General features: G+C 60.9%; 17 protein-coding genes. 7 read left to right on the top strand and 10 right to left on the bottom strand.

Annotation, left to right across the window (positions count from 1 at the left end; translation table 11 throughout):
• Positions 1-4: 4 nt before the first annotated feature.
• The 3 genes from DFR46_RS03695 to DFR46_RS03685 are packed head-to-tail and all read right to left on the bottom strand — an operon-like array spanning position 5 to position 3508.
• Positions 5-1258, bottom strand: a complete 1254-nt coding sequence (locus DFR46_RS03695) for an N-succinylarginine dihydrolase (RefSeq protein WP_116235222.1) — start codon at positions 1256-1258, stop codon at positions 5-7.
• 28 nt (positions 1259-1286) lie between these two features.
• Positions 1287-2303: an arginine N-succinyltransferase gene (locus DFR46_RS03690; protein WP_116235221.1), complete on the bottom strand. Its 1017-nt coding sequence runs from the start codon at positions 2301-2303 to the stop codon at positions 1287-1289.
• Positions 2300-3508: a hydrolase gene (locus DFR46_RS03685; protein ID WP_116235220.1), complete on the bottom strand. Its 1209-nt coding sequence runs from the start codon at positions 3506-3508 to the stop codon at positions 2300-2302. The genes DFR46_RS03690 and DFR46_RS03685 overlap by 4 nt, the downstream gene beginning before the upstream one ends.
• A gap of 135 nt (positions 3509-3643) precedes the next feature.
• Between DFR46_RS03685 and DFR46_RS03680 the strand changes: the two genes are divergently transcribed.
• Entirely contained in the window at positions 3644-5740 is a 2097-nt protein-coding gene (locus tag DFR46_RS03680; RefSeq protein WP_116235219.1) for a malate synthase G, read from the top strand.
• A 63-nt stretch (positions 5741-5803) separates the two neighbouring features.
• Here the strand turns inward: DFR46_RS03680 and DFR46_RS03675 are convergent, their stop codons facing one another.
• From DFR46_RS03675 to DFR46_RS03665, 3 genes are read right to left on the bottom strand one after another with little or no spacing between them, the layout of a single operon-like run.
• Positions 5804-6286, bottom strand: coding sequence for an RNA pyrophosphohydrolase (locus tag DFR46_RS03675; RefSeq protein ID WP_116235218.1), 483 nt, complete (start codon positions 6284-6286; stop codon positions 5804-5806).
• A complete protein-coding gene (locus DFR46_RS03670; protein ID WP_116235217.1) occupies positions 6283-7257 on the bottom strand; it encodes an alpha/beta hydrolase in 975 nt (324 codons plus the stop codon). Before DFR46_RS03670 ends, DFR46_RS03675 begins: the two co-directional genes overlap by 4 nt.
• A gap of 23 nt (positions 7258-7280) precedes the next feature.
• Positions 7281-8624 (bottom strand): MATE family efflux transporter, encoded by a 1344-nt coding sequence (locus tag DFR46_RS03665; protein WP_245953653.1) that lies wholly within the window; start codon positions 8622-8624, stop codon positions 7281-7283.
• Between the two features lie 49 nt (positions 8625-8673).
• Between DFR46_RS03665 and DFR46_RS03660 the strand changes: the two genes are divergently transcribed.
• The 6 genes from DFR46_RS03660 (at position 8674) to DFR46_RS03635 (ending at position 16696) form a co-directional block, all read left to right on the top strand.
• Positions 8674-9579: a histone deacetylase family protein gene (locus DFR46_RS03660; protein WP_116235216.1), complete on the top strand. Its 906-nt coding sequence runs from the start codon at positions 8674-8676 to the stop codon at positions 9577-9579.
• 80 nt (positions 9580-9659) lie between these two features.
• Entirely contained in the window at positions 9660-11534 is a 1875-nt protein-coding gene (locus tag DFR46_RS03655; RefSeq protein WP_116235215.1) for a 2-oxoacid:acceptor oxidoreductase subunit alpha, read from the top strand.
• An 86-nt stretch (positions 11535-11620) separates the two neighbouring features.
• Complete coding sequence (locus DFR46_RS03650; protein ID WP_116235214.1) at positions 11621-12637, top strand: 2-oxoacid:ferredoxin oxidoreductase subunit beta; 1017 nt, start codon at positions 11621-11623, stop codon at positions 12635-12637.
• Between the two features lie 33 nt (positions 12638-12670).
• The gene (locus tag DFR46_RS03645; RefSeq protein ID WP_116235213.1) at positions 12671-14065 is read left to right on the top strand and encodes a cryptochrome/photolyase family protein; all 1395 of its coding nucleotides are present in this window, start codon (positions 12671-12673) and stop codon (positions 14063-14065) included.
• 70 nt (positions 14066-14135) lie between these two features.
• Entirely contained in the window at positions 14136-15434 is a 1299-nt protein-coding gene (locus tag DFR46_RS03640; protein WP_116235212.1) for an SAM-dependent methyltransferase, read from the top strand.
• A 47-nt stretch (positions 15435-15481) separates the two neighbouring features.
• Positions 15482-16696, top strand: coding sequence for a serine hydrolase domain-containing protein (locus DFR46_RS03635; RefSeq protein ID WP_245953651.1), 1215 nt, complete (start codon positions 15482-15484; stop codon positions 16694-16696).
• A 119-nt stretch (positions 16697-16815) separates the two neighbouring features.
• Here the strand turns inward: DFR46_RS03635 and DFR46_RS03630 are convergent, their stop codons facing one another.
• From DFR46_RS03630 to DFR46_RS03615, 4 genes are all read right to left on the bottom strand, one after another.
• A complete protein-coding gene (locus DFR46_RS03630) occupies positions 16816-17211 on the bottom strand; it encodes a c-type cytochrome (protein WP_116235210.1) in 396 nt (131 codons plus the stop codon).
• A gap of 107 nt (positions 17212-17318) precedes the next feature.
• Positions 17319-18020, bottom strand: a complete 702-nt coding sequence (locus DFR46_RS03625; RefSeq protein ID WP_116235209.1) for a DUF4386 domain-containing protein — start codon at positions 18018-18020, stop codon at positions 17319-17321.
• A gap of 113 nt (positions 18021-18133) precedes the next feature.
• Positions 18134-18577 carry a hypothetical protein gene (locus DFR46_RS03620; protein WP_116235208.1) on the bottom strand — a complete coding sequence of 148 codons (444 nt, stop codon included), beginning with the start codon at positions 18575-18577 and terminating at the stop codon, positions 18134-18136.
• Positions 18578-18606: 29 nt separating this feature from the next.
• Positions 18607-19092, bottom strand: coding sequence for a DUF2165 family protein (locus DFR46_RS03615; protein ID WP_116235207.1), 486 nt, complete (start codon positions 19090-19092; stop codon positions 18607-18609).
• Positions 19093-19101: the final 9 nt, after the last annotated feature.

Below are 19101 nucleotides of genomic sequence, written 5' to 3'. Positions count from 1 at the left end.
ATCGTCAGAGCAGTTCCTGCAGATCGAGCGCCTCACAAAGCGCCGTGCGGGCCGCCGCGATCCTGTTCCACAGGGCAGCGTCGGCAAGCGCATCCGCGTCTATGGTTTCGGGCCAGGTCGTTGCAACTATGTCTGCCGCCCGGTCGATCTTGGCCTCATCCATCAGGAAACGCGGATCGACGGTTGCAGGGTCGGCAAGAACTCGAAGGCGCAGGCACGCGGGCCCGCCGCCATTGGCCATGGACTGACGGACATCGACAGGGATCAGTTTACGGATCGGCCCGTTGGTGGCGATCATCTCCTGGAGCCAGGACCAGACGGCCTCGCTATCCTGCGATTCAGTCGGCAGGATCAGAGCCATTCCACCTTCTGGCAAGGTTACGAGTTGCGCGTTGAACAGATAGGTGCGGATTGCCTCTTCGAGCGAAACGCGGTCGGCGGGCACCTCGACAATCACCGTCTCGGGCATGATCGCGCGCAGTTCGGCATAAAGGGCGGTCGGGTCGACGAACGCCTGTTCATGGCAGAAAAGAACGGTCTCGTTGGCCACGGCGACAACATCATTGTGGAAGGCGCCGGCTGCGATCGCGTCGGATGATTGTTCCGTGAATACGGTCCTGGCCGGATCGAGCCGATGTTTGCGTGCTACAGCTTGCGAAGCGGCCAAATGCTGGCGCGCGGGGAAGGGGCCGCCGCTTTTACCGTAGACGAAAATCTCCACACCCGGCTCGCCATGGCTGGGTGCGACGCGCATGAAATTGGCCGCGCCCTCATCGCCAAATGGTGCTGGAACAGGATCGTGAATAGCAAAATGATCCGCGTTGCCGAATGCCACCCTGAGCTGGGCCAGTGTTTCGGGCCATTCATGGCTGCGATGCGGCATGGTGACGAGATTGGCCGGGGTCAGGTGGCAAAGGCCATCGTCCGTATCGGGAGCGGGAGATATTGTCGCGGCATTGGCCGTCCACATGGACGAGGCGGACATGGCATTGGCGAGCAGGGCGGGGTCGGCATGACCGGGATCGGCTGCCAGCTGCTCAAGCCAGGCCATATTGGGCCGCCGCTGCGGCAGGAAGGCACCCTGGACCAGCCCGAGCCGGATATTTGCCCGCATCTTCTCCAGTCCCTGTAACGCAGCCGCGCGCGGCTGCGATATCTTGCCTGCATTTTTTGCCGACGCCAGATTGCCGAGGCTCAGCCCAGCATAGTTGTGAGAGGGGCCGATAACGCCGTCAAAGTTGATTTCGACCAGGGGCATGACTGTGTCCGTTCCTGTGTTGGAGTGCCTAGCGCGGTACGTGCCGCACGGCCGTACCGACCTGCGCTTCGAGAATCGCCGCAGCGTTTTCGTCTATCCCGACTTCGCCGTCTTGCCGCGCTTCGATCTGTGCGTAGCAGCAGCGGAAGCTCTCGAGCGTTCCGGTTGCGGCAAGGGAGTGAGTGTCGCCCGTCTCGGTGATCGAGGCGATCGTCGACTCGTGAGAGTTTGCAACGCTTCGCACGCTGTCGATATCGGCTTCCATCGTCGGGCCGCCGTCGAAAATATCGATATAGCCGGTATATTTGAAATTCTCTTTTTCCAGCATGCGCATGGCAGCGCGCCCGGATGGGTGCGGCTTGCCGATAACCGATCGCGCGCTTTCGGGAAGCATGTTCAGGTAGATCGGGTGCTTGGGCATCAGGTCGGCGATGAACTGATGGCCGTTGCGCGCGTTGAATTCGTCCGCTTCCTGAAAGGACATGCCGAAAAATTTGCCGGCCAGTGCATCCCAGAAAGCCGAACCGCCGGCTTCGTCAATAACGCCGCGCAGTTCGGCAATCACCTTGTCGCCGAAGCGGGCACGGTGTTTCGCAATAAAGAGATAGCGGCTGCGCGCGAGCAGCATGCCGAGCCCGCCCGCCCGTTCATTGGGATGGAGGAACAGGCCGCCAACTTCGGATGCGCCTTCATAGTCGGTGGTCAGCGATAGGATTTGCGAAGTGAAGGTCCGCTCCAATTCCTTGCTGTGCTGCGTGAATGTATTGATCCGATAGCTGTAAAAGGGCCAGCGCTTGCCGACGGCGGCGAAAATCTGCGCCGTTCCCCGGACGTGCCCCGTCTCGGTATTTTCGAGCGCCAGCAGAAACAGATCGTTGGCCGATTCTCCCTCCGTCTTGGCAAAAGCCTCTTCGGACCGTGCCAGTTTTTCGTCCAGCGCCCCGCGATCTGGCGGCAGGTTGGTAAAACCGCCACCCGTCAGTTTGGCCATTTCGTATAGCTGATCGACATCGTCGCGGCGTGCCGCGCGAACCACAAAATTCATATTCTACCCCTCCCGGCAAGCCTGAGCAGCACCAGCGCAGAAAGCTGCGCCCGTTCCGCCAGGCTATCGACCAACAAAAATTCGTCCGGCGAATGGATCGCGCCGCCGCGTACGCCCATCGTATCGACAACGGGTACGCCGCATGCCGCGATATTGTTGCCGTCGCACACACCACCCGTGGATTTCCACGCGATATCGAGACCCAGATCCGCGCCGCATTCCCGGACCAGCCCGAACAGCTTTTCGGCCTCGGCGTCGATGGGCTTGGGAGGCCTGCCAAAACCGCCATGAACATGGATGTTCACCTCGCGGCGGGTCTCAATGTCGGCAACCGCTTCGGCCAGTAGAGTTTCTGCGCGCTGTTGATCTTCCAGCGTTTCGGGCCGCATATTGAGGCGCAGCAGAGCATGGTCGGGCACGACATTGTTGGCGCCGCCGCCTTCGATCTTCGCCGGGTTGACCTTGAGGCCGGGGCCAATCGCAGCTTCCAGCCTGAGCGCCAGTTCAGCAGCGGCGAGCAGGGCGCTACGGCCTTCTTCAGGATTGCGGCCGGCATGGGCGCTCTTCCCGGTGACGATGATAGACCAGTTTCCGCTGCCGCCGCGGGCGCCCGCCAATGTCCCGTCGGGCAAAGCAGGCTCGTATGTCAGCGCGGCGAGTTTGCCTTTCGCGGCCCGGGCAAGCAGAGCCGCCGATCCCGGCGAGCCGATTTCCTCGTCCGAATTGATGACCACTTCATAGCCGATGCGTGGGGCGAGTGCGGATGTTTCCAGGGCTTTCAGGGCGGATAGCATCAGCGCGATGCAGCCCTTCATGTCGGTAACGCCCGGGCCGTTGAGCGTGTTGTCATCAAGCCAGGTGAGCGCCTGGAACGGATGGGTTTCGCTGAATACCGTGTCCATATGGCCGGTCAGTAAGACCTGTGTCGGTGCATCGGGACGCACAACAAGGTGCAGGTTCTGCCCGGTGCGGCGCTCGGTTATGGCGCCGTCGGACTCGACGATTTCACCAGCCACGGGATCTTCCAGCGTCAGCGTTCCGGGTAAGGCGGAAAAGGCATCCGCCAGCTCACCGGCTACCTGTTCCAGGCCAGCGAGATTGGCCGATCCACTGTTGATCAGCGCCCAGCGTTCCGTCTGTTCGAGAATCGGCCCGGCGGCTGCCAGATCGAGTACTGCGCGTTCGTCATCTGTCATCTGTGTCATTGTGAATGCCTTAGCCGCAGTTGCGCCTTGCGTCACCGCCTTGCATCCCCAATTGTCTCGCGGCATAGGGCGCTCTTCTCCTCCCCTATAGTAATGGTGAAAGGCGTGCTTACGCCTAGCGAACAAGGAGACTCCATGTCTGATTATGTCGATTGCGCCGGTTTGCGCGTTGCTCCCCGCCTTGTAGAATTTGTCGAGAAGGAGGCGCTCAGCGGCCTTCCCATTGCGGCGCAAGACTTCTGGCAGGGCATGGCCGCCATCTATCGCGATTTCGCGCCGGAGAATCGCGCATTGTTGGAAGAACGCGAGCGCCTCCAGTCTGCGATCGATTCTTGGCATGAAGCGCGCAGGGGTCAGCCAGTCGACCGGGCCGAATATCAGGCCTTCCTCACCGACATCGGCTATCTCGTGCCCGAGCCGGAGAGCTTTTCCATCGGCACCGAAAATGTCGATGACGAAGTGGCCCGTATCGCCGGGCCGCAGCTTGTCGTTCCGGTGCTCAACGACCGTTTCCTGCTCAACGCCGCCAATGCGCGTTGGGGCAGCCTGTATGACGCGCTCTACGGAACGGATGTGCTTCCCGGCAGCGCGAAGCCGGGCGGTTATGACGCGGAGCGCGGCGCGCAGGTGATCGCTGCTGCGCGCGATATTCTCGACGAGTTCCTGCCGCTGGCCGAGGGAAGCTGGGCGGATTTCGCGGGCGGAACCCCGGCGCTCGCCGACCCCGGCCAACTTCTCGGGAAGAATGGCGAATCCCTGCTGTTCCGGCACAATGGTCTGCACCTCGAAGTGGTTGTCGATCGCGACCACCCCATCGGGAGCACGGACAAGGCCGGCATCGCCGATGTGATTGTCGAAGCGGCGCTTACCACCATAGTCGATCTGGAAGATTCGGTTGCGGCCGTCGATGCCGAAGACAAGATACTCGCCTATCGCCACTGGCTCGGCCTGATGCGCGGCGATCTGGAAGCCTCATTCGCCAAGGGTGGAAAGACGGTGAGCCGGGCGCTCAACGCCGACCGCAGCTATACAGGCCTCAATGGCGAGGATTTAACCCTTCCCGGACGTAGCCTGTTGTTCGTGCGCAATGTCGGCCATCTGATGACGAATCCCTCGGTGCTGCTCGCCGACGGCAGCGAGGCCCCGGAGGGCATTCTCGACGCCATCATGACCAGCATGATCGCGATGCATGATCTCAAGGGCCTTGGCCGCCACAGCAACAGCCGGGCTGGGTCGGTCTATATCGTGAAACCCAAAATGCACGGGCCGGACGAAGCGGCCTTCACCAATCGCCTTTTCGATGCGGTTGAAGATATGCTGGGGCTGGATCGCCATACGCTCAAAGTGGGCGTAATGGACGAAGAGCGTCGGACATCCGCCAATCTTGCCGCCTGTATCCATGCCGTGAAAGACCGGATCGTGTTCATCAATACCGGCTTCCTCGACAGGACTGGCGACGAGATCCACACCTCGATGCAGGCCGGTGCGATGATGCGCAAGGCGGCGATGAAGGAAGTCGACTGGATCACTGCCTATGAAGCACGCAATGTGCAGATCGGGTTGGCTGCGGGCTTTTCCGGCAAGGCGCAGATCGGCAAGGGCATGTGGCCCGCGCCGGATTTGATGGCAGATATGATGAAGGCGAAGATCGGCCACCCAATGAGCGGTGCCAACACGGCCTGGGTGCCCAGCCCCACGGGCGCGACGCTGCATGCGCTGCACTATCACCGGGTTGACGTGTTCGATCGGCAAAAAGCGCTGATGGAAGAGCCGATACCGGCGCTTGAAAAGCTGCTGACCATCCCGCTTGCGGGCGGCGCCAACTGGTCGCCCGAGGAAATCCGCGAAGAGCTCGACAACAATGCGCAGGGCCTGCTCGGATATGTCGTGCGCTGGATCGATCAGGGCGTTGGTTGCTCCAAGGTGCTGGACATTCACGATGTCGGTCTGATGGAAGACCGTGCGACCCTGCGGATCAGTTCCCAGCATATGGCGAACTGGCTCCTGCACGGCGTGTGTAGCGCGGACGAAGTCGACGCGGCGCTGCAGCGCATGGCGGCCAAGGTCGATGAACAGAATGCCGGCGATCCGCTTTATACGCCGATGGCGGGCAATCCCGACAGCATCGCCTTTCAGGCGGCCCGGGCGCTGGTCTTCGAAGGCGTGACGCAGCCGAGCGGCTATACCGAACCGCTGCTTCACGAATATCGCCGCAAGGTGAAGGGCAGCTAGCAAACACCCGAATGCGATATTCCGAAATTGGTCCGGAATGACGTTATTCGGTTTGAGTCAGTACTAGAGTTTCAAATGACTGCCGAATTCAAGCAGCAGCTCCTCATAAAGCCGCTTTTTGAACGGGACGATAAGGTCGGGGAGTGTCGCTGGCTGTGCCCATTTCCAGGCGCGAAATTCCTGATGCTGGGTCGCGATGTTCACGTCACTGTCGCTGCCATCGAAGCGCATCAGGAACCAGCTTTGCCGCTGCCCCCGATATCTGCCCTTCCAGATTTTTCCAACCAGTTCATCCGGAAGGTCGTAAACCAGTTCGCGTGAGGCTTTGGCGACAAGGCTTGCCTTGCTACTGGCTATGCCGGTTTCTTCTTCAAGCTCCCGGAATGCAGCGGTTTCCGCGTCCTCGCCCTTGTCGATCCCGCCCTGAGGCATCTGCCAGGCCTCGCTGCTGGAATCCATGCGCTGGCCAACGAACACGCGTCTTTGGGAATTAAGCAGCATCACACCGGCACATGGCCGGTATGGCAAATCGGTGGCTTTACTCATTCGGCGGCGGCGGCTTGTTCGGGAACCGCATCACTTTCGATTTCCGCGAGAACCATGTTCAGCGCGGCGAGGCAGGCGACGACATCGTCATGCGCGGAGGGAATGATCTTTCTGAGGTTCGCGAAGCCGTGAATATTTCCGCTGGCTTCGCGATAGACGGTGTGGACGCCCGAAGCGATCAGCTTGCCGGCATAGGCGCGGCCCTGGTCGCGCAGGGGATCGAGCCCGGCGGTCACGAGCACGGTCGGCGGCAGGCCTTCGGTATCCTTGAGCACGGGATTGAGCCGCCAGTCCGTTTCGTCTCCGGCATAATGGTTGCTGAACCATTCCATCGTTTTGGCCTCAAGCAGAAAGCCTTCGCCGAAATCGCGCATCGATCCGCCGTCGGCGCTCATATCGGTGGCCGGGTAGATCAGCCATTGGGCGATCACGGGCACATCCGCCGGATCGTCGCGCAGGGCGATAGAGGTAACGGCGGCCAGATTACCGCCCGCGCTGTCGCCGGCCGGGATGAGGCCCGTCACTTCGAGGCCCAGTTCCTGCGGGCTCGATGCAATCCAGCGCGCGGCGGCGATGCAATCTTCGGGTGCAGCCGGGAAAGGATATTCGGGCGCGAGGCGATAATCGACCGAGACGACCGGCAGGTCGAGTGTGCGGGCGGTTTCGGCACACAGCCCGTCATGGGTTTCGATATTGCCGATCACGAAACCGCCGCCGTGGAAGAAGACAACGACCGGGCTGGGCCCGCGATTGTCGCGCGGGTCGTAGAGCCGAGCCGAAATGTCGCCGGCCGGACCGGGAATGGAGAAGTCCCGTTTGATAGCCAGTTCGCCGGCCGGACGCTCGGCCATGGTGAATATCATATCCATCATCGCGCGCGCGGTCGCGGGGTCCGTTTCATGGGTTTTCGGGCCTTCCTGCGCTGCCAGCAGGTCGAGCATCATCTGAACATCGGGGCGAACATAAGGCATCGGGTGTGTCTCCGGTTTTGATCTTATTTTTCGCCAGTTATAGGCGCAAAAGTGCGCGCGGCAAGGCGGGGTGTAAGCAGAAATTGCCCGGCCGCCCGTATGAGAAGGAAGATGGTGAAACTCAGCCACAGCCCGTGATTGCCCAGCGATACCGTCAACCACAGCATGGCACCATAGGCGACAAAGGCTGCGGCCATGGTGACCAGCATCGCCCGTGTCCAGGTCGCGCCGACGAACACGCCGTCCATCACGAAGGAAGCAACGCCGGCGAGCGGCAGGGCGAGCAACCAGATGTCATATCGCCGGACCGTGGCAACGACCTCGGGGTCGGTGGAGAAGCTGCCGACAATGGGCCCCGATGCCAGGGCGAATATAGCTGTCAGGACAAGCGCAGTGCCGATTCCGCGCAGCAAAATGCCTCTGACCGTCTTGTCGAAACCGCTGCGATCCTGTGCCCCGATGGTCTCGCCACACAGGACCTGGGCGGCATTCTCGAAACCGTCGAGCAGCAATGCTGTCAGCATGAACATCTGGAAGAGGATGGCATTCGCGGCGAGGATCACCGACCCCTGAACGGCACCCTGCCGTGTGACAAGCAGGATTGCAAAGGTCAGCAACAAGGTACGGAGGAACAAGTCCCTGTTGACGCGGAAAAGCGATCCCATCGGCCCGGTTTGCCACAGGCCCCGGTGCCGGGCGGCGGCGAACAGTGCGTCCGGCTTTGCGCTTGGCAGCAAGGCAAGGAGCAGCAGGGCAAGCTTGCCGGTTTCCGAGATCAGTGTCGCAAAGGCGATGCCGACAATACCCCAGCCCCAACCAAGCACGAAAAGCACGCCAAGTCCGACATGAAGAAGGTTGATGGCAACCTCTATGGCAAGCACGGCCCGAACGCGCCGCAAGCCGATCAGCCAGCCGACCAGTGCTGCATTGAGGAGCCATGCGGGAGCCGCCCAGAAGCGGATATCGATATAACGGGCAGCATCGTCGCGAACCCCGCCCGAAGCTTCGAGCAGGTCCAGGCCGACGGGCACAGTGAGCCATTTTGTGGCAAGCAACAGCAATCCTATGACCAGCGCGATGGCCGATGCGCGCAACAGCGCAGCCATTTTCTCGATCTCGTTGCGCTGGCCGACAGCCTGAGCTGTAAGCCCCGTCGTCGCTGTTTTCAGAAAGTTGAAGACGACCAGCAGGCTCATCAGCAGCCGCGCGCCGATTTCGACGGCCCCCTGGGCGGCGGCGTCGCCCAGCTGGCCGATAATCCAGATATCCGCGATTCCCATAAGAGCGGTCGCCACATTGGTGGCCATGGCCGGGATGGCGATGGTCCAGATGGCGCGCGGGTCGTGCGAGGGGAGGGCATGGCTCATTTCAGTCGGTGATAGGCGTTCGCGCGAGTTCCGCCTATATGCATTCGCGATGCTCCATTTCGTGCACCATCCCGGTTATGTCGCAGCGCCGCCAAGGGGCAGCGCCTTTCGCTTCAACAAATATGGGCTGGTGCACGAAGCGCTGGTGCAAAGCGGCCGGGCGATGACGGTCCATACACCCCGCGCAATGCCGCGTAGATGGATCGAGGCGGTCCATGATGCGGACTATGTCGATGAAGTCATGGCGGCTGCGGTACCGAAGGCGAAAGAAAGGCGGATCGGCTTTTCCGTGACGACGGATATCCGGGAGCGATCCCTGCTCGCCCAAGGGGGAACATGGCTGGCCGCCCTGCTTGCGCTCGATCACGACTATGCCGCGAACGGGGCGGGCGGCAGCCATCATGCGCTGCCCGATACCGGTGCTGGATATTGTGTCCTCAATGATCTTGCTGTCGCCGCCAACCGGTTGATTGCCGAGTGCCGCGCGAGTCGGGTTCTGGTGCTCGATTGCGACGTCCATCAAGGCGATGGAACGGCTGTATTGCTGGCGGACAGGGCGGATGTCTTCACCCTTTCTTTCCATGCCGAGAAAAACTTTCCGGTCCGCAAGGCCCGGTCGTCGCTGGATGTCGGCATGGCGGATGGACTGGACGACGCGAACTATGAGGAAATCCTCCGGCGGACGCTGCCGCCGATCCTCGACGATTTCAGGCCGGAAATCATATTGTATCAGGCGGGCGTCGATCCGCACCATAATGACCGGCTTGGGAGGCTGGGCCTGACCGATGCCGGGCTCGACGCGCGCGACCGGTTTGTCATGCGCGAGGCGCGCCGCCGCGGCATCGCCCTCGCCAGCGTGTTGGGCGGCGGCTATGGTGACGATCATGGGGAAGTCGCTGCGCGCCATGTTCGCAGTATCCTTGCCCTGGCCGACGAAGCGACGAAGCAGGGCTAGCGCACCTGTCATATTTTCTGTTTTGTTCCGGCGGTGAGCTGTGCATAGGAGGGGCAAACAGGAACAATGCGAGTGAAGTGATGGCCAGCGCGGCAGAAACGAAGAAACACAAGGCACCCGAAGATGCAGCTTCAGTGGTTGTCCGCTTTGCGGGCGACAGCGGAGACGGGATGCAGTTAACCGGCGGGCAGTTTACCCTGTCCACGGCCCTGGCGGGCAACGATCTTGCGACATTCCCGGATTTCCCGGCCGAAATCCGCGCGCCGCAGGGTACGCTATTTGGCGTCTCCGCATTCCAGATCCACTTTGGCAGCCATGCCATTCGGACGGCGGGCGATGCGCCCGATGTGCTGGTGGCCATGAACCCGGCAGCGCTGAAAACCAATGTCGATGATTTGCGTGAAGGCGGCCTCATTATTGCCGATAGCGGCGCCTTTTCCGCTCGCAACCTTTCCAAGGCGGGCTACGAAGAAAATCCACTGGAAGACGGATCGCTGGCGAAATGGCAATTACTGTCGCTCGACATGTCCGAAATGACCCTGGAATCGGTCAAGCCGTTCGGGTTGGGCAACAAGGAAGCGCTGCGATCCAAGAATATGTGGACGCTGGGTCTTGCGCTCTGGATGTTCGACCGAGATCGCCAACCCATTGTTGACTGGCTCAACGCCAAATTCGCTAAGAAGCCCGAAATTGCCGAAGCCAATATCGCAGCGCTCAATGCCGGCCATGCTTATGGCGAAACGGCCGAACTTGGCTATGCATTCCAGCCGCGCCATGTCGACGCCGCTCCGGCCGAACCGGGATTGTACCGCACGGTTACCGGTGCCGAGGCGATTTCCTTGGGTCTGGTTGCCGGGGCCAAGCTGGCGGGCCTGCCGATGTTTTTCGGCGGCTATCCGATCACTCCGGCTTCCGCGATCCTTCACCATCTGTCCCGGCTCAAGCAATTTGGCGTCACCACCTTCCAGGCCGAGGATGAAATCGCAGCCATCGGTGCGGCGATCGGCGCCAGCTATGCTGGATCGCTCGGCGTAACATCCTCTTCGGGCCCGGGTATCGCGCTCAAAGGCGAAGCACTGGGACTGGCGATCATGACCGAACTGCCGCTGGTGATTGTGAACTCACAGCGCGGCGGACCTTCGACCGGCCTGCCGACCAAAACCGAACAATCCGATCTCTATCAGGCAGTTTATGGCCGCAATGGCGATGCGCCGATGCCGGTTATCGCCGTCCGCTCGCCGTCCGATGCATTTGAATGTGCGATCGAAGCGGTTCGGATTGCTACCCGCTTCATGACTCCGGTGATGCTGCTCACCGATGGCTATATAGCCAATGCGGCTGAGCCATGGAAAATGCCGGACGTTTCCTCTTTCGAACCATTCCCCGTTTCTTACCATGACGAAGCGCCGGAAAAAGGCGGCCATTTCAACCCGTACCAGCGTGATGAAAAGCTTGCGCGGCCATGGGTGAAACCCGGTACGCCCGGCCTCATGCACCGCATTGGCGGGATCGAAAAAGGATCGGGCAGCGGCAATATCGATTACTCGGCGAGCAACCACCAGGAAATGACAGACCTGCGCGCGCAGAAGGTTCTGAATGTCGCGGACGATGTTCCCGAACAGGCAGTCGAGCTGGGCGAAGCGGGCGAAACGCTGGCGGTCGTCGGTTGGGGCTCGACCTATGGCCCGATCCAGCAAGCCGTGACACGGGCGCGGGCCAAGGGGCGGAGCGTCGCGCAGATTCATCTGAGGAACATCTGGCCCTTGCCGCGCAATCTTGGCGAGCTGCTGAAAAGCTTTGACAAGATACTGGTGCCCGAAATGAACAAGGGGCAGCTGAAAACTGTGTTGCGCGATCAGTATCTGGTCGATGCAAGGCCGCTGAACAAGGTTTCGGGGCAGCCGTTCCGGATTGCCGAAATCGAGGCCGCAATCGAGGCGCAACTCGATGGATGACAAGCCGAAAAGCGTATTGCCTCTGGTCGGGATGCTGATTGTGATCCTCGCCGTAATTTACATGCTGTGGAGCTGAGGGAAATCCGATGAACGACATGACCCCCGTCACAACGACGCTCAAGGACTGGGAAACCGATCAGGAAGTGCGCTGGTGCCCCGGTTGCGGCGACTATGCCATCCTGAAAGCCGTACAGCGGACCATGCCGCAGCTTGGCGCAGACCCGGCCAATACCGTGTTCGTTTCCGGCATCGGCTGCTCCTCGCGCTTTCCCTATTATATGGAAACATACGGGTTCCACACGATCCATGGACGTGCGCCGACCGTGGCGACTGGCGTCAAGCTGGCCAACCCCGAGCTGGATGTCTGGCTGGTGACCGGCGATGGCGACGGCCTGTCGATCGGCGGCAACCATATGCTCCATCTGTTGCGCCGCAACCTCGATTGCCAGGTGCTGCTGTTCAACAATGAGATTTACGGGCTGACCAAGGGCCAATATTCGCCGACATCACGGCCCGGCACGCGCAGTCCCTCCACGCCATTCGGCTCGGTCGACCGCCCGGTAAATCCCTGTGCGTTCGCGCTTGGATCCGGCGCGCGTTTCGTTGCGCGCGGCATCGATGTCAACAAGAAGCTGACGGACGCGTTCAAGGCGGCATACGCCCATGAAGGCACAGCTTTTGTCGAAATATTTCAAAACTGTATCGTCTATAATGAAGATGTGTTCTCGGACTTTACGGACAAGAAGACAGCGCCCGATACGCAGCTTTGGGTAGAGCATGGCGAACCGCTGCTTTTCGCCAATGGCACCAAGGGCATTGCGATGGATCCCGCGCTGTTCGGCGCCCGGGTAGTCGATGTGGCCGACGGCGACTGGGAAGCCGCCGGTGTGCTGCGTCACGACCAGACCAACCGCGCGCTTGCCAATATGCTCGTCGAAATGCCGTTCGGAGACTATCCGATGGCGCTGGGCGTGATCTACGACGATCCTCGCCCGACTTTCGATGGCGCGGTGATGGAGCAGAATGCGGCAGCCTCGGAAGGCAAGTCGGACGACCTCCAGGCGCTGATCGAGCATGGACAGACCTGGAAAGTAGGCAAATAGCCGGGGTTTCTGCCTGTCGGACAATGTGGTGACATGACATCACCCGCGATCGTCTGGTTTCGGCGCGGCTTGCGCTTGTCAGATCAGGCGGCGCTTGCCGAAGCGGCGTCGCGCGGGCCGGTTATCCCGGCCTATATCCTTGATGACGAAACGCCGAAACACCGCAAAATGGGCGCGGCCTCTCGCTGGTGGCTCCATCATTCGCTGGTTTCGCTCGATGCGAGTTTGCGGGACAAGGGGTCGCGATTGATCCTGCGGCGCGGTGTGAGTGCTGACATTCTGGCTGAGATAGCGGATTCTACAGGGGCGTCCCAAATTCACGCGCTCCGCCATTACGAACCGTGGTGGCGTAACGCAGAGCGAGACTTGAAGACAAGATTACCGGACGGCGTCGGTCTGTGCCTTCATGACGGCAACTATCTGATGCCGCCGGGCTCGGTCACGACCGGTAGCGGCACCCCCTACAAGATCTACACGCCCTTCTGGAAGGCACTGCGCGAGCACATGCCGCCGGGCGAGCCCGTACGGACGCCGCAGACGATCGACGCGCCGGACCAATGGCCGGAGAGCGACACTCTGGACGATTGGGAGCTGACGCCCTCCAACCCCGACTGGGCAGTCGGTTTTGCCGATCACTGGACACCGGGCGAGGAGGGCGCGCGGCGCAACGTCGATGCCTTTATCGACCGGGCGACAAGCTATGACGATCGTCGCAACCTGCCTTCGGAAGCCGGGACTTCGCGGCTCTCTCCCCACCTTCATTTTGGCGAAGTATCGCCCACTTATGTCTGGCACCGGGTATCGGGGCGGGGCCGTGACGTCACAATCTTTCAGAAAGAGCTGGCATGGCGGGATTATGCGCAGAATGTCATCCGCCAGTTCCCCGACTATGGGCGCACGGGCTATCGCGACCAGTTTGATGCATTTCCCTGGCGCGACTTTCGTTCATCTGCGGTACGCGACGATTTCGATCGCTGGTGCGAGGGGCGCACCGGCTACCCGATTGTCGATGCCGGGATGCGGGAGCTCTGGGCGACGGGCTGGATGCACAACCGGGTGCGGATGATTGCGGCGAGCTTTCTCGTGAAGCACCTTCTCATCGACTGGCGCGAGGGCGAGCGCTGGTTCTGGGACACGCTGGTCGATGCCGATTACGGATCGAACGCGACCAACTGGCAATGGACCGCCGGCACGGGCGTCGATTCCAACATGTTCGTTCGGATCATGGCGCCGCTCAGCCAGTCGGAAAAATTCGGAGCGGGCGACTATATCCGCCGCTGGGTTCCCGAGCTTGCCGATCTCGACGACCCTTATGTTCACGACCCGGAAGCGCACGGCTGCAAGCCGAAGGATTATCCCGCCAAGATCATCGGCCACAGGGCAGCGCGCGAGCGGGCGCTGGACGCCTATCGAGAGGTGAAAAACTAGGCCGTTACGGCGATCTGAAACCGTTGCAATAAACAATGAATCTGGGCCATAAGACAGCGCAGGAGGGGATATGGCGAGCAGTCCGTCATCACGGGGCGAACATTTGCTAAAAGCCGATCGCGGTTTTTCTACCGGATCGTCCTGGTTTACGCGCCTGTCCGCACCGGGTTTTCATAAATTGCTGAACCGCATCGACGCCGGCCTCATGGCTGGCTCGCTCGAGGCGAAACTCCCCGATGGCAAGACGCGCATGCTGGGAAATCGCGAACCAGGCGTATCGGCGCACATCGAACTGAAAAGCTGGCGCCCGCTTATCCGCCTCATGACGTCGGGATCCGTGGGCTGGTATCGCGGCTATGCCGAAGGCGAGTGGGACAGCGCGGCACCGGAGAAACTGTTCGAGCTGTTCGTCGCCAACCGGAAGACGCTGGGCAATGTGGCGCGCGCCAAGGGGGCCGCCCGCATGCGCAACCTGCTTGCGCACACCCAGCGGAAGAATACCCGCAGCAATGCCCGCAAGAATATCGAAGCGCATTACGATCTCGGCAACGATTTTTACGCCGCCTGGCTCGATGAAACGATGGCCTATTCGAGCGCGATCTATATCGACCCGCTCTCAGCCGAGGAGTCGCTGGCCGAAGCTCAGCACCGCAAGGTCCGCAAACTGCTCGACCGGCTCGATCTGAAGCCCGGCGATACGCTGCTCGAAATCGGTTGTGGCTGGGGCGGCCTCATGGAGGTTGCGGCTCCGGAGTATGGCGTCACCGTCACCGGCATAACGCTTTCCACCGAGCAAAAGGCGTATGCCGAAAAGCGGCTTGCCAAAGCAGGGGTCGAGCGCACGGCGAAGGTCGAACTGGTCGATTACCGCGATGTCGAGGGAACATTCGACGCGATTGCCAGTGTCGAAATGGTAGAGGCTGTGGGCCAGGAATATTGGCCAGCCTATCTGCAAACCATTGCGGACAGGCTGAAGCCCGGCGGCAAGGCGGCGCTGCAACTGATTTCGCTCGAAGAAGAGGGGTTCGACGCCTATGCGGCGAGCGCCGACTTCATCCAGACCTATGTGTTTCCGGGCGGGATGCTGATCGAAGAAACGCGCTTTGCGCGCATGGCCCGGGATGCCGGGCTGCAATGGACCGAGCGCAAGGGGTACCACCTCCATTATGCGGAAACGCTCAGGCGCTGGCGCGAAAATTACGACGCGGCGGTTGCGGCCGGAACGCTTCCGGACGGGTTCGACGAGCGCTTCCACACCTTGTGGCGCTTCTATCTGATGTATTGCGAGGGCGGTTTCCGCGCGGGCGGCATCGATGTCGCGCAGGTGACGCTGGTGAAAGAGGAACCGGGAAACGCCGCCCCGGGCTGAACCCGGCGCCGGATGACGAATTGGGCAACCGAAGAAAAGGGATGACAATGAAAAGACGGATTCTGGCTGCGGCCGCAACATTGGGCCTGATGCTGTCGGCCCCCGCGACAGCGCAGGAGGCGGCGCCGGCGGACAGCGTCGTTCCGACCGATATCAACATCCTGATGTGGACACTGCCGCAGCGCGACTACGGTTTTTCGCGTATGGAGGAGCTGGCGCCGGTCCGGACGATCGCAAACGGCGAGAATTTTCTGGAACTGCCGCGCGGCCCCGAGCTCGACCTCTCATGGGAGAGGAACGGCGAACAATGGACGCTAGACGACTATCTGGCCGATCAGCGCGCGGCCGGAATCGTGATCCTGCACAATGGTCGGGTCCGGGCCGAACGGTACAGGATGGGCGCCGATGTCGATACGCGCTGGACCAGCTTCTCGGTCGCCAAATCGCTGACATCGAGCCTGGTCGGCGCGGCGATCGTCGACGGCCATATCCAGTCGCTGGATTCTCTCGTGACCGACTATATCCCGGAGCTTGCGGGGAGCGGCTATGACGGGGTGACGGTCCGCCACCTGCTGACCATGACCTCGGGCGTGCGCTGGAACGAGGACTATACCGATCCGCAATCGGATGTTTCGCTATTCAACCAGGTGACCCCCGAACCGGGCGTGGACCCCATTGTCACCTATATGCGCACGCTGGAAAGCGAAGCTGAGCCTGGCACGCGCTGGCAGTATAATACGGGTGAAACCAACCTTATCGGGGTGGTTGTGGCCAATGCGGTCGGTATGCCGCTCGCAGACTATCTGTCGCAGGAAATCTGGTCGCGGTTCGGTATGGCGCAGGATGCGGAGTGGATCGTCAATGCTGGCGGCGCGGAGATTGCGGGTTGCTGCATCTCGGCCACCGTGCGCGACTATGCGCGCTTCGGGCTATTCGTGCTGGGCGGCGGGATGATCGGCGATGAGCATGTTGTGCCGGAAGGCTGGTTCGACGCTGCCGGTACTCGCCAGGCCGATTTCGGCGTGCCGGGCCGCGGCTATGGTTATCAATGGTGGACCTTCGACGACGGCAGCTTCGCCGCCCAGGGTATTTTCGGGCAGGGCATCTTTATCGATCCGGCGCGTGGACTGGTGATCGCGAGCAATGGCAATTGGCCAATTGCGTCGGGACCGGAGCCAAGGGAGCGTCGCAATGCCTTTTACCGGGCTGTGCAGGCGGCGATCGATACAGAGGCAGCCGCCGAGCATCCGGCAGGCGAATAACGGCAAGGTCCGTCAATCGGATATTGGGGGCGAGTGATACCGACCGCCTGAATCTATCCGGGTGCGATTTGGCTGCAATCCGCATCTGGCCGGTATCTCAGACATACCGAGGTTCACGTCTATTGGACGGGTGGTTGATAGTCCTCGTCTTTGAGCGTCAGCATGTACTGCGCAAGATCGTCGATCTGTTCGGGCGCAATTGTGAAGTCCATTATTTCAGGAAAATTGTGCGAATTCTCCAGCCAATAATTCAGGGTTTCATCGGTGAGGCCGGGCGTATTGACGATCTGTGCAAACGACGGAGATTCGGGCCTGGGGGAAAAGCCGTCTTCAATGGAATGGCATTGCGAACAATGCGATTGCGCGAAAGCTGCTCCCCGCATTGCGGCCGGTGACGTGTCTGCCTGTATGACAGGCTGGTCCGGAGATTCACTGCCAACGGCCTGCGTCCCGTCCATCGAGGCGCAGCTGGCAAGGAGCAGGGGCAGGGAGAAAAGAAGGTGCGTTTTGGCCATAGCCGCTTGTCTACGAACAGCTGTGGCGCGGCGTCAACAAAATGAAGCCGCATCCGGGCTAGTAAGTTGGCGATCTCTTGTCCGCGCCGGTTTGCGGACCCTCCAGATTACGCGGCGCGAACCCCGCGAATGCCCAGATAAAGCCCGAGCGAAACCAGTGCGATCAGGTTGGAGAGCATGAAGGCAGCCGTGATGGAGCCGTTGCCGAGCAACGGGATAAAATCGCGCGCGACGATCGTGCTGGCGACGAATGCCGAGGCAAACAGGCCCCATGCCGCGATGATCCGGGGAATCAGGCCGGACCGGAGGAACAGCGCAAAAAAGCCCGCCTTCGAGATGCTCGAAAGGACAAGGCCGAGATGGAATGACGTATAGTCGGTCGTTGCCTGCAGGCCCAATAGTGTGAGCTGTGTATCGCTGGCCAGGCTGGTATAGGCGGGGTCGCTCGAAATCTCGGCACCGTTCAGGGCCAGGACCGCACCGAGCAGGGAGAGAATGGATCCCGTGAGCCCTACGAACAGGCTCCAGCTCGCTAACAACTCACCCGCCTTGCGAAGCAAAAGGAAAAGTCCGGCAAGGATGAAGATTTCCATGCTGAACAACAGCAGCGCGACATAGGCCTTTGCCCGCAACCGCAGCTCCGCGTCCTGCATCGCTTCGGCAACCGCGGCAACATTTGCCGACAGGTTGATATCGATTCCCTGGACGACGAACAGCGCCGACAAAATGCCGATGACGATGGTGCCGATCAGTGTCCATCCGACGGACCGACCCAATATTTGGGGATTCCAGCTTTGGGGAGACTGCATTGATCGATCCTACCTGTGCGATTGCGGTGGCTCTTGCCGCTCCTGTTGGGTGTAAGCGTATTATATAACTAATACACTTGCGTCAATATCCGGCATGCGCGCGAGAAGGCAGATCATTCATCCGTTTCGGCAGCCTTCCGATAGTCCTGTTCGAGGCGCTGTACGTCCCGGCCGATCTTTTCCGTTCGCTCGGTCAGCCATTCGATGCGGCGGACCAGATGCCTGCTTGGCGGTGCGGTGCTTTCCAGCTCTTCCCGCGCGCGCATTATCTGGCGCACCCGGTTGCAATGCGTCAGCGTAAGATCGTCGAACACGCGAGACCAGGTTCCCTGGTCGTCGGCTGCTTCTTCAAGATCAGTGAGTAGATCGCCAAGAGCGTCGCTTCGGGACGGCGTGTGCGCCTGCGGGGAGCGGCGGAAGACGGCTGCATGATAGGCCGCAACGGCCCGGTGAACGTCTCCGGTAAGGCCTGCCAGTCGCTGAAAAGACTCTTTGACCCGGTTCGACAAGACGAGCTTTTTCGCATCACGTCGCTTCTTGAGTCGGGAAAACAGCATTGTCTGCGTCTCCTTACCGTCCGCCAGGGCTAGTCGTCGCGAGCACCTACAATCAGGGCGATTACCCCGATCATCGCGCCATAGCGGAAGGCTGACTGGAGCGCCAAATCTCGCATCATCTCCGATCGCCACAATTCGAACCATGTTTCGGCGATCACGATCCATCCCGCGAAAAGCAGGAGGACAGCGGTCCCGCAGCCGGCCAGAGCCAGGACTTTCGCGTTCTGGAAGGCCACCGCATCGCTGGCGCGCGCCGACCACATCCGCCATGCCCCGGCCAGGCAGAACAGCCCGGCGATGAGCTTGCCCAACAGGATCAACAGCGCGCCAGTCGTTACAACTGCAACGCTCGAGGTTGCCTTCCAGCTTTCCGCGCCGCCTTCAAAGGTCGACATGGAAACGGTCGCGGCTACCGCTCCGGTTGTGCCGCCCCAGTCGACAACATTCTCGACCGCGCCCAGCAGCGCCCAAGATGCGACGCTCACTATGAGCAGGATTTTTATGATGCGTATCATGATACCGTC

Source organism: Parasphingopyxis lamellibrachiae (assembly GCF_003385775.1).
Classification (GTDB): Bacteria; Pseudomonadota; Alphaproteobacteria; order Sphingomonadales; family Sphingomonadaceae; genus Parasphingopyxis; species Parasphingopyxis lamellibrachiae.
The sequence above is the reverse complement of the archived record's forward strand: the minus strand, read 5'-3'. Positions and strand labels throughout refer to the sequence as shown.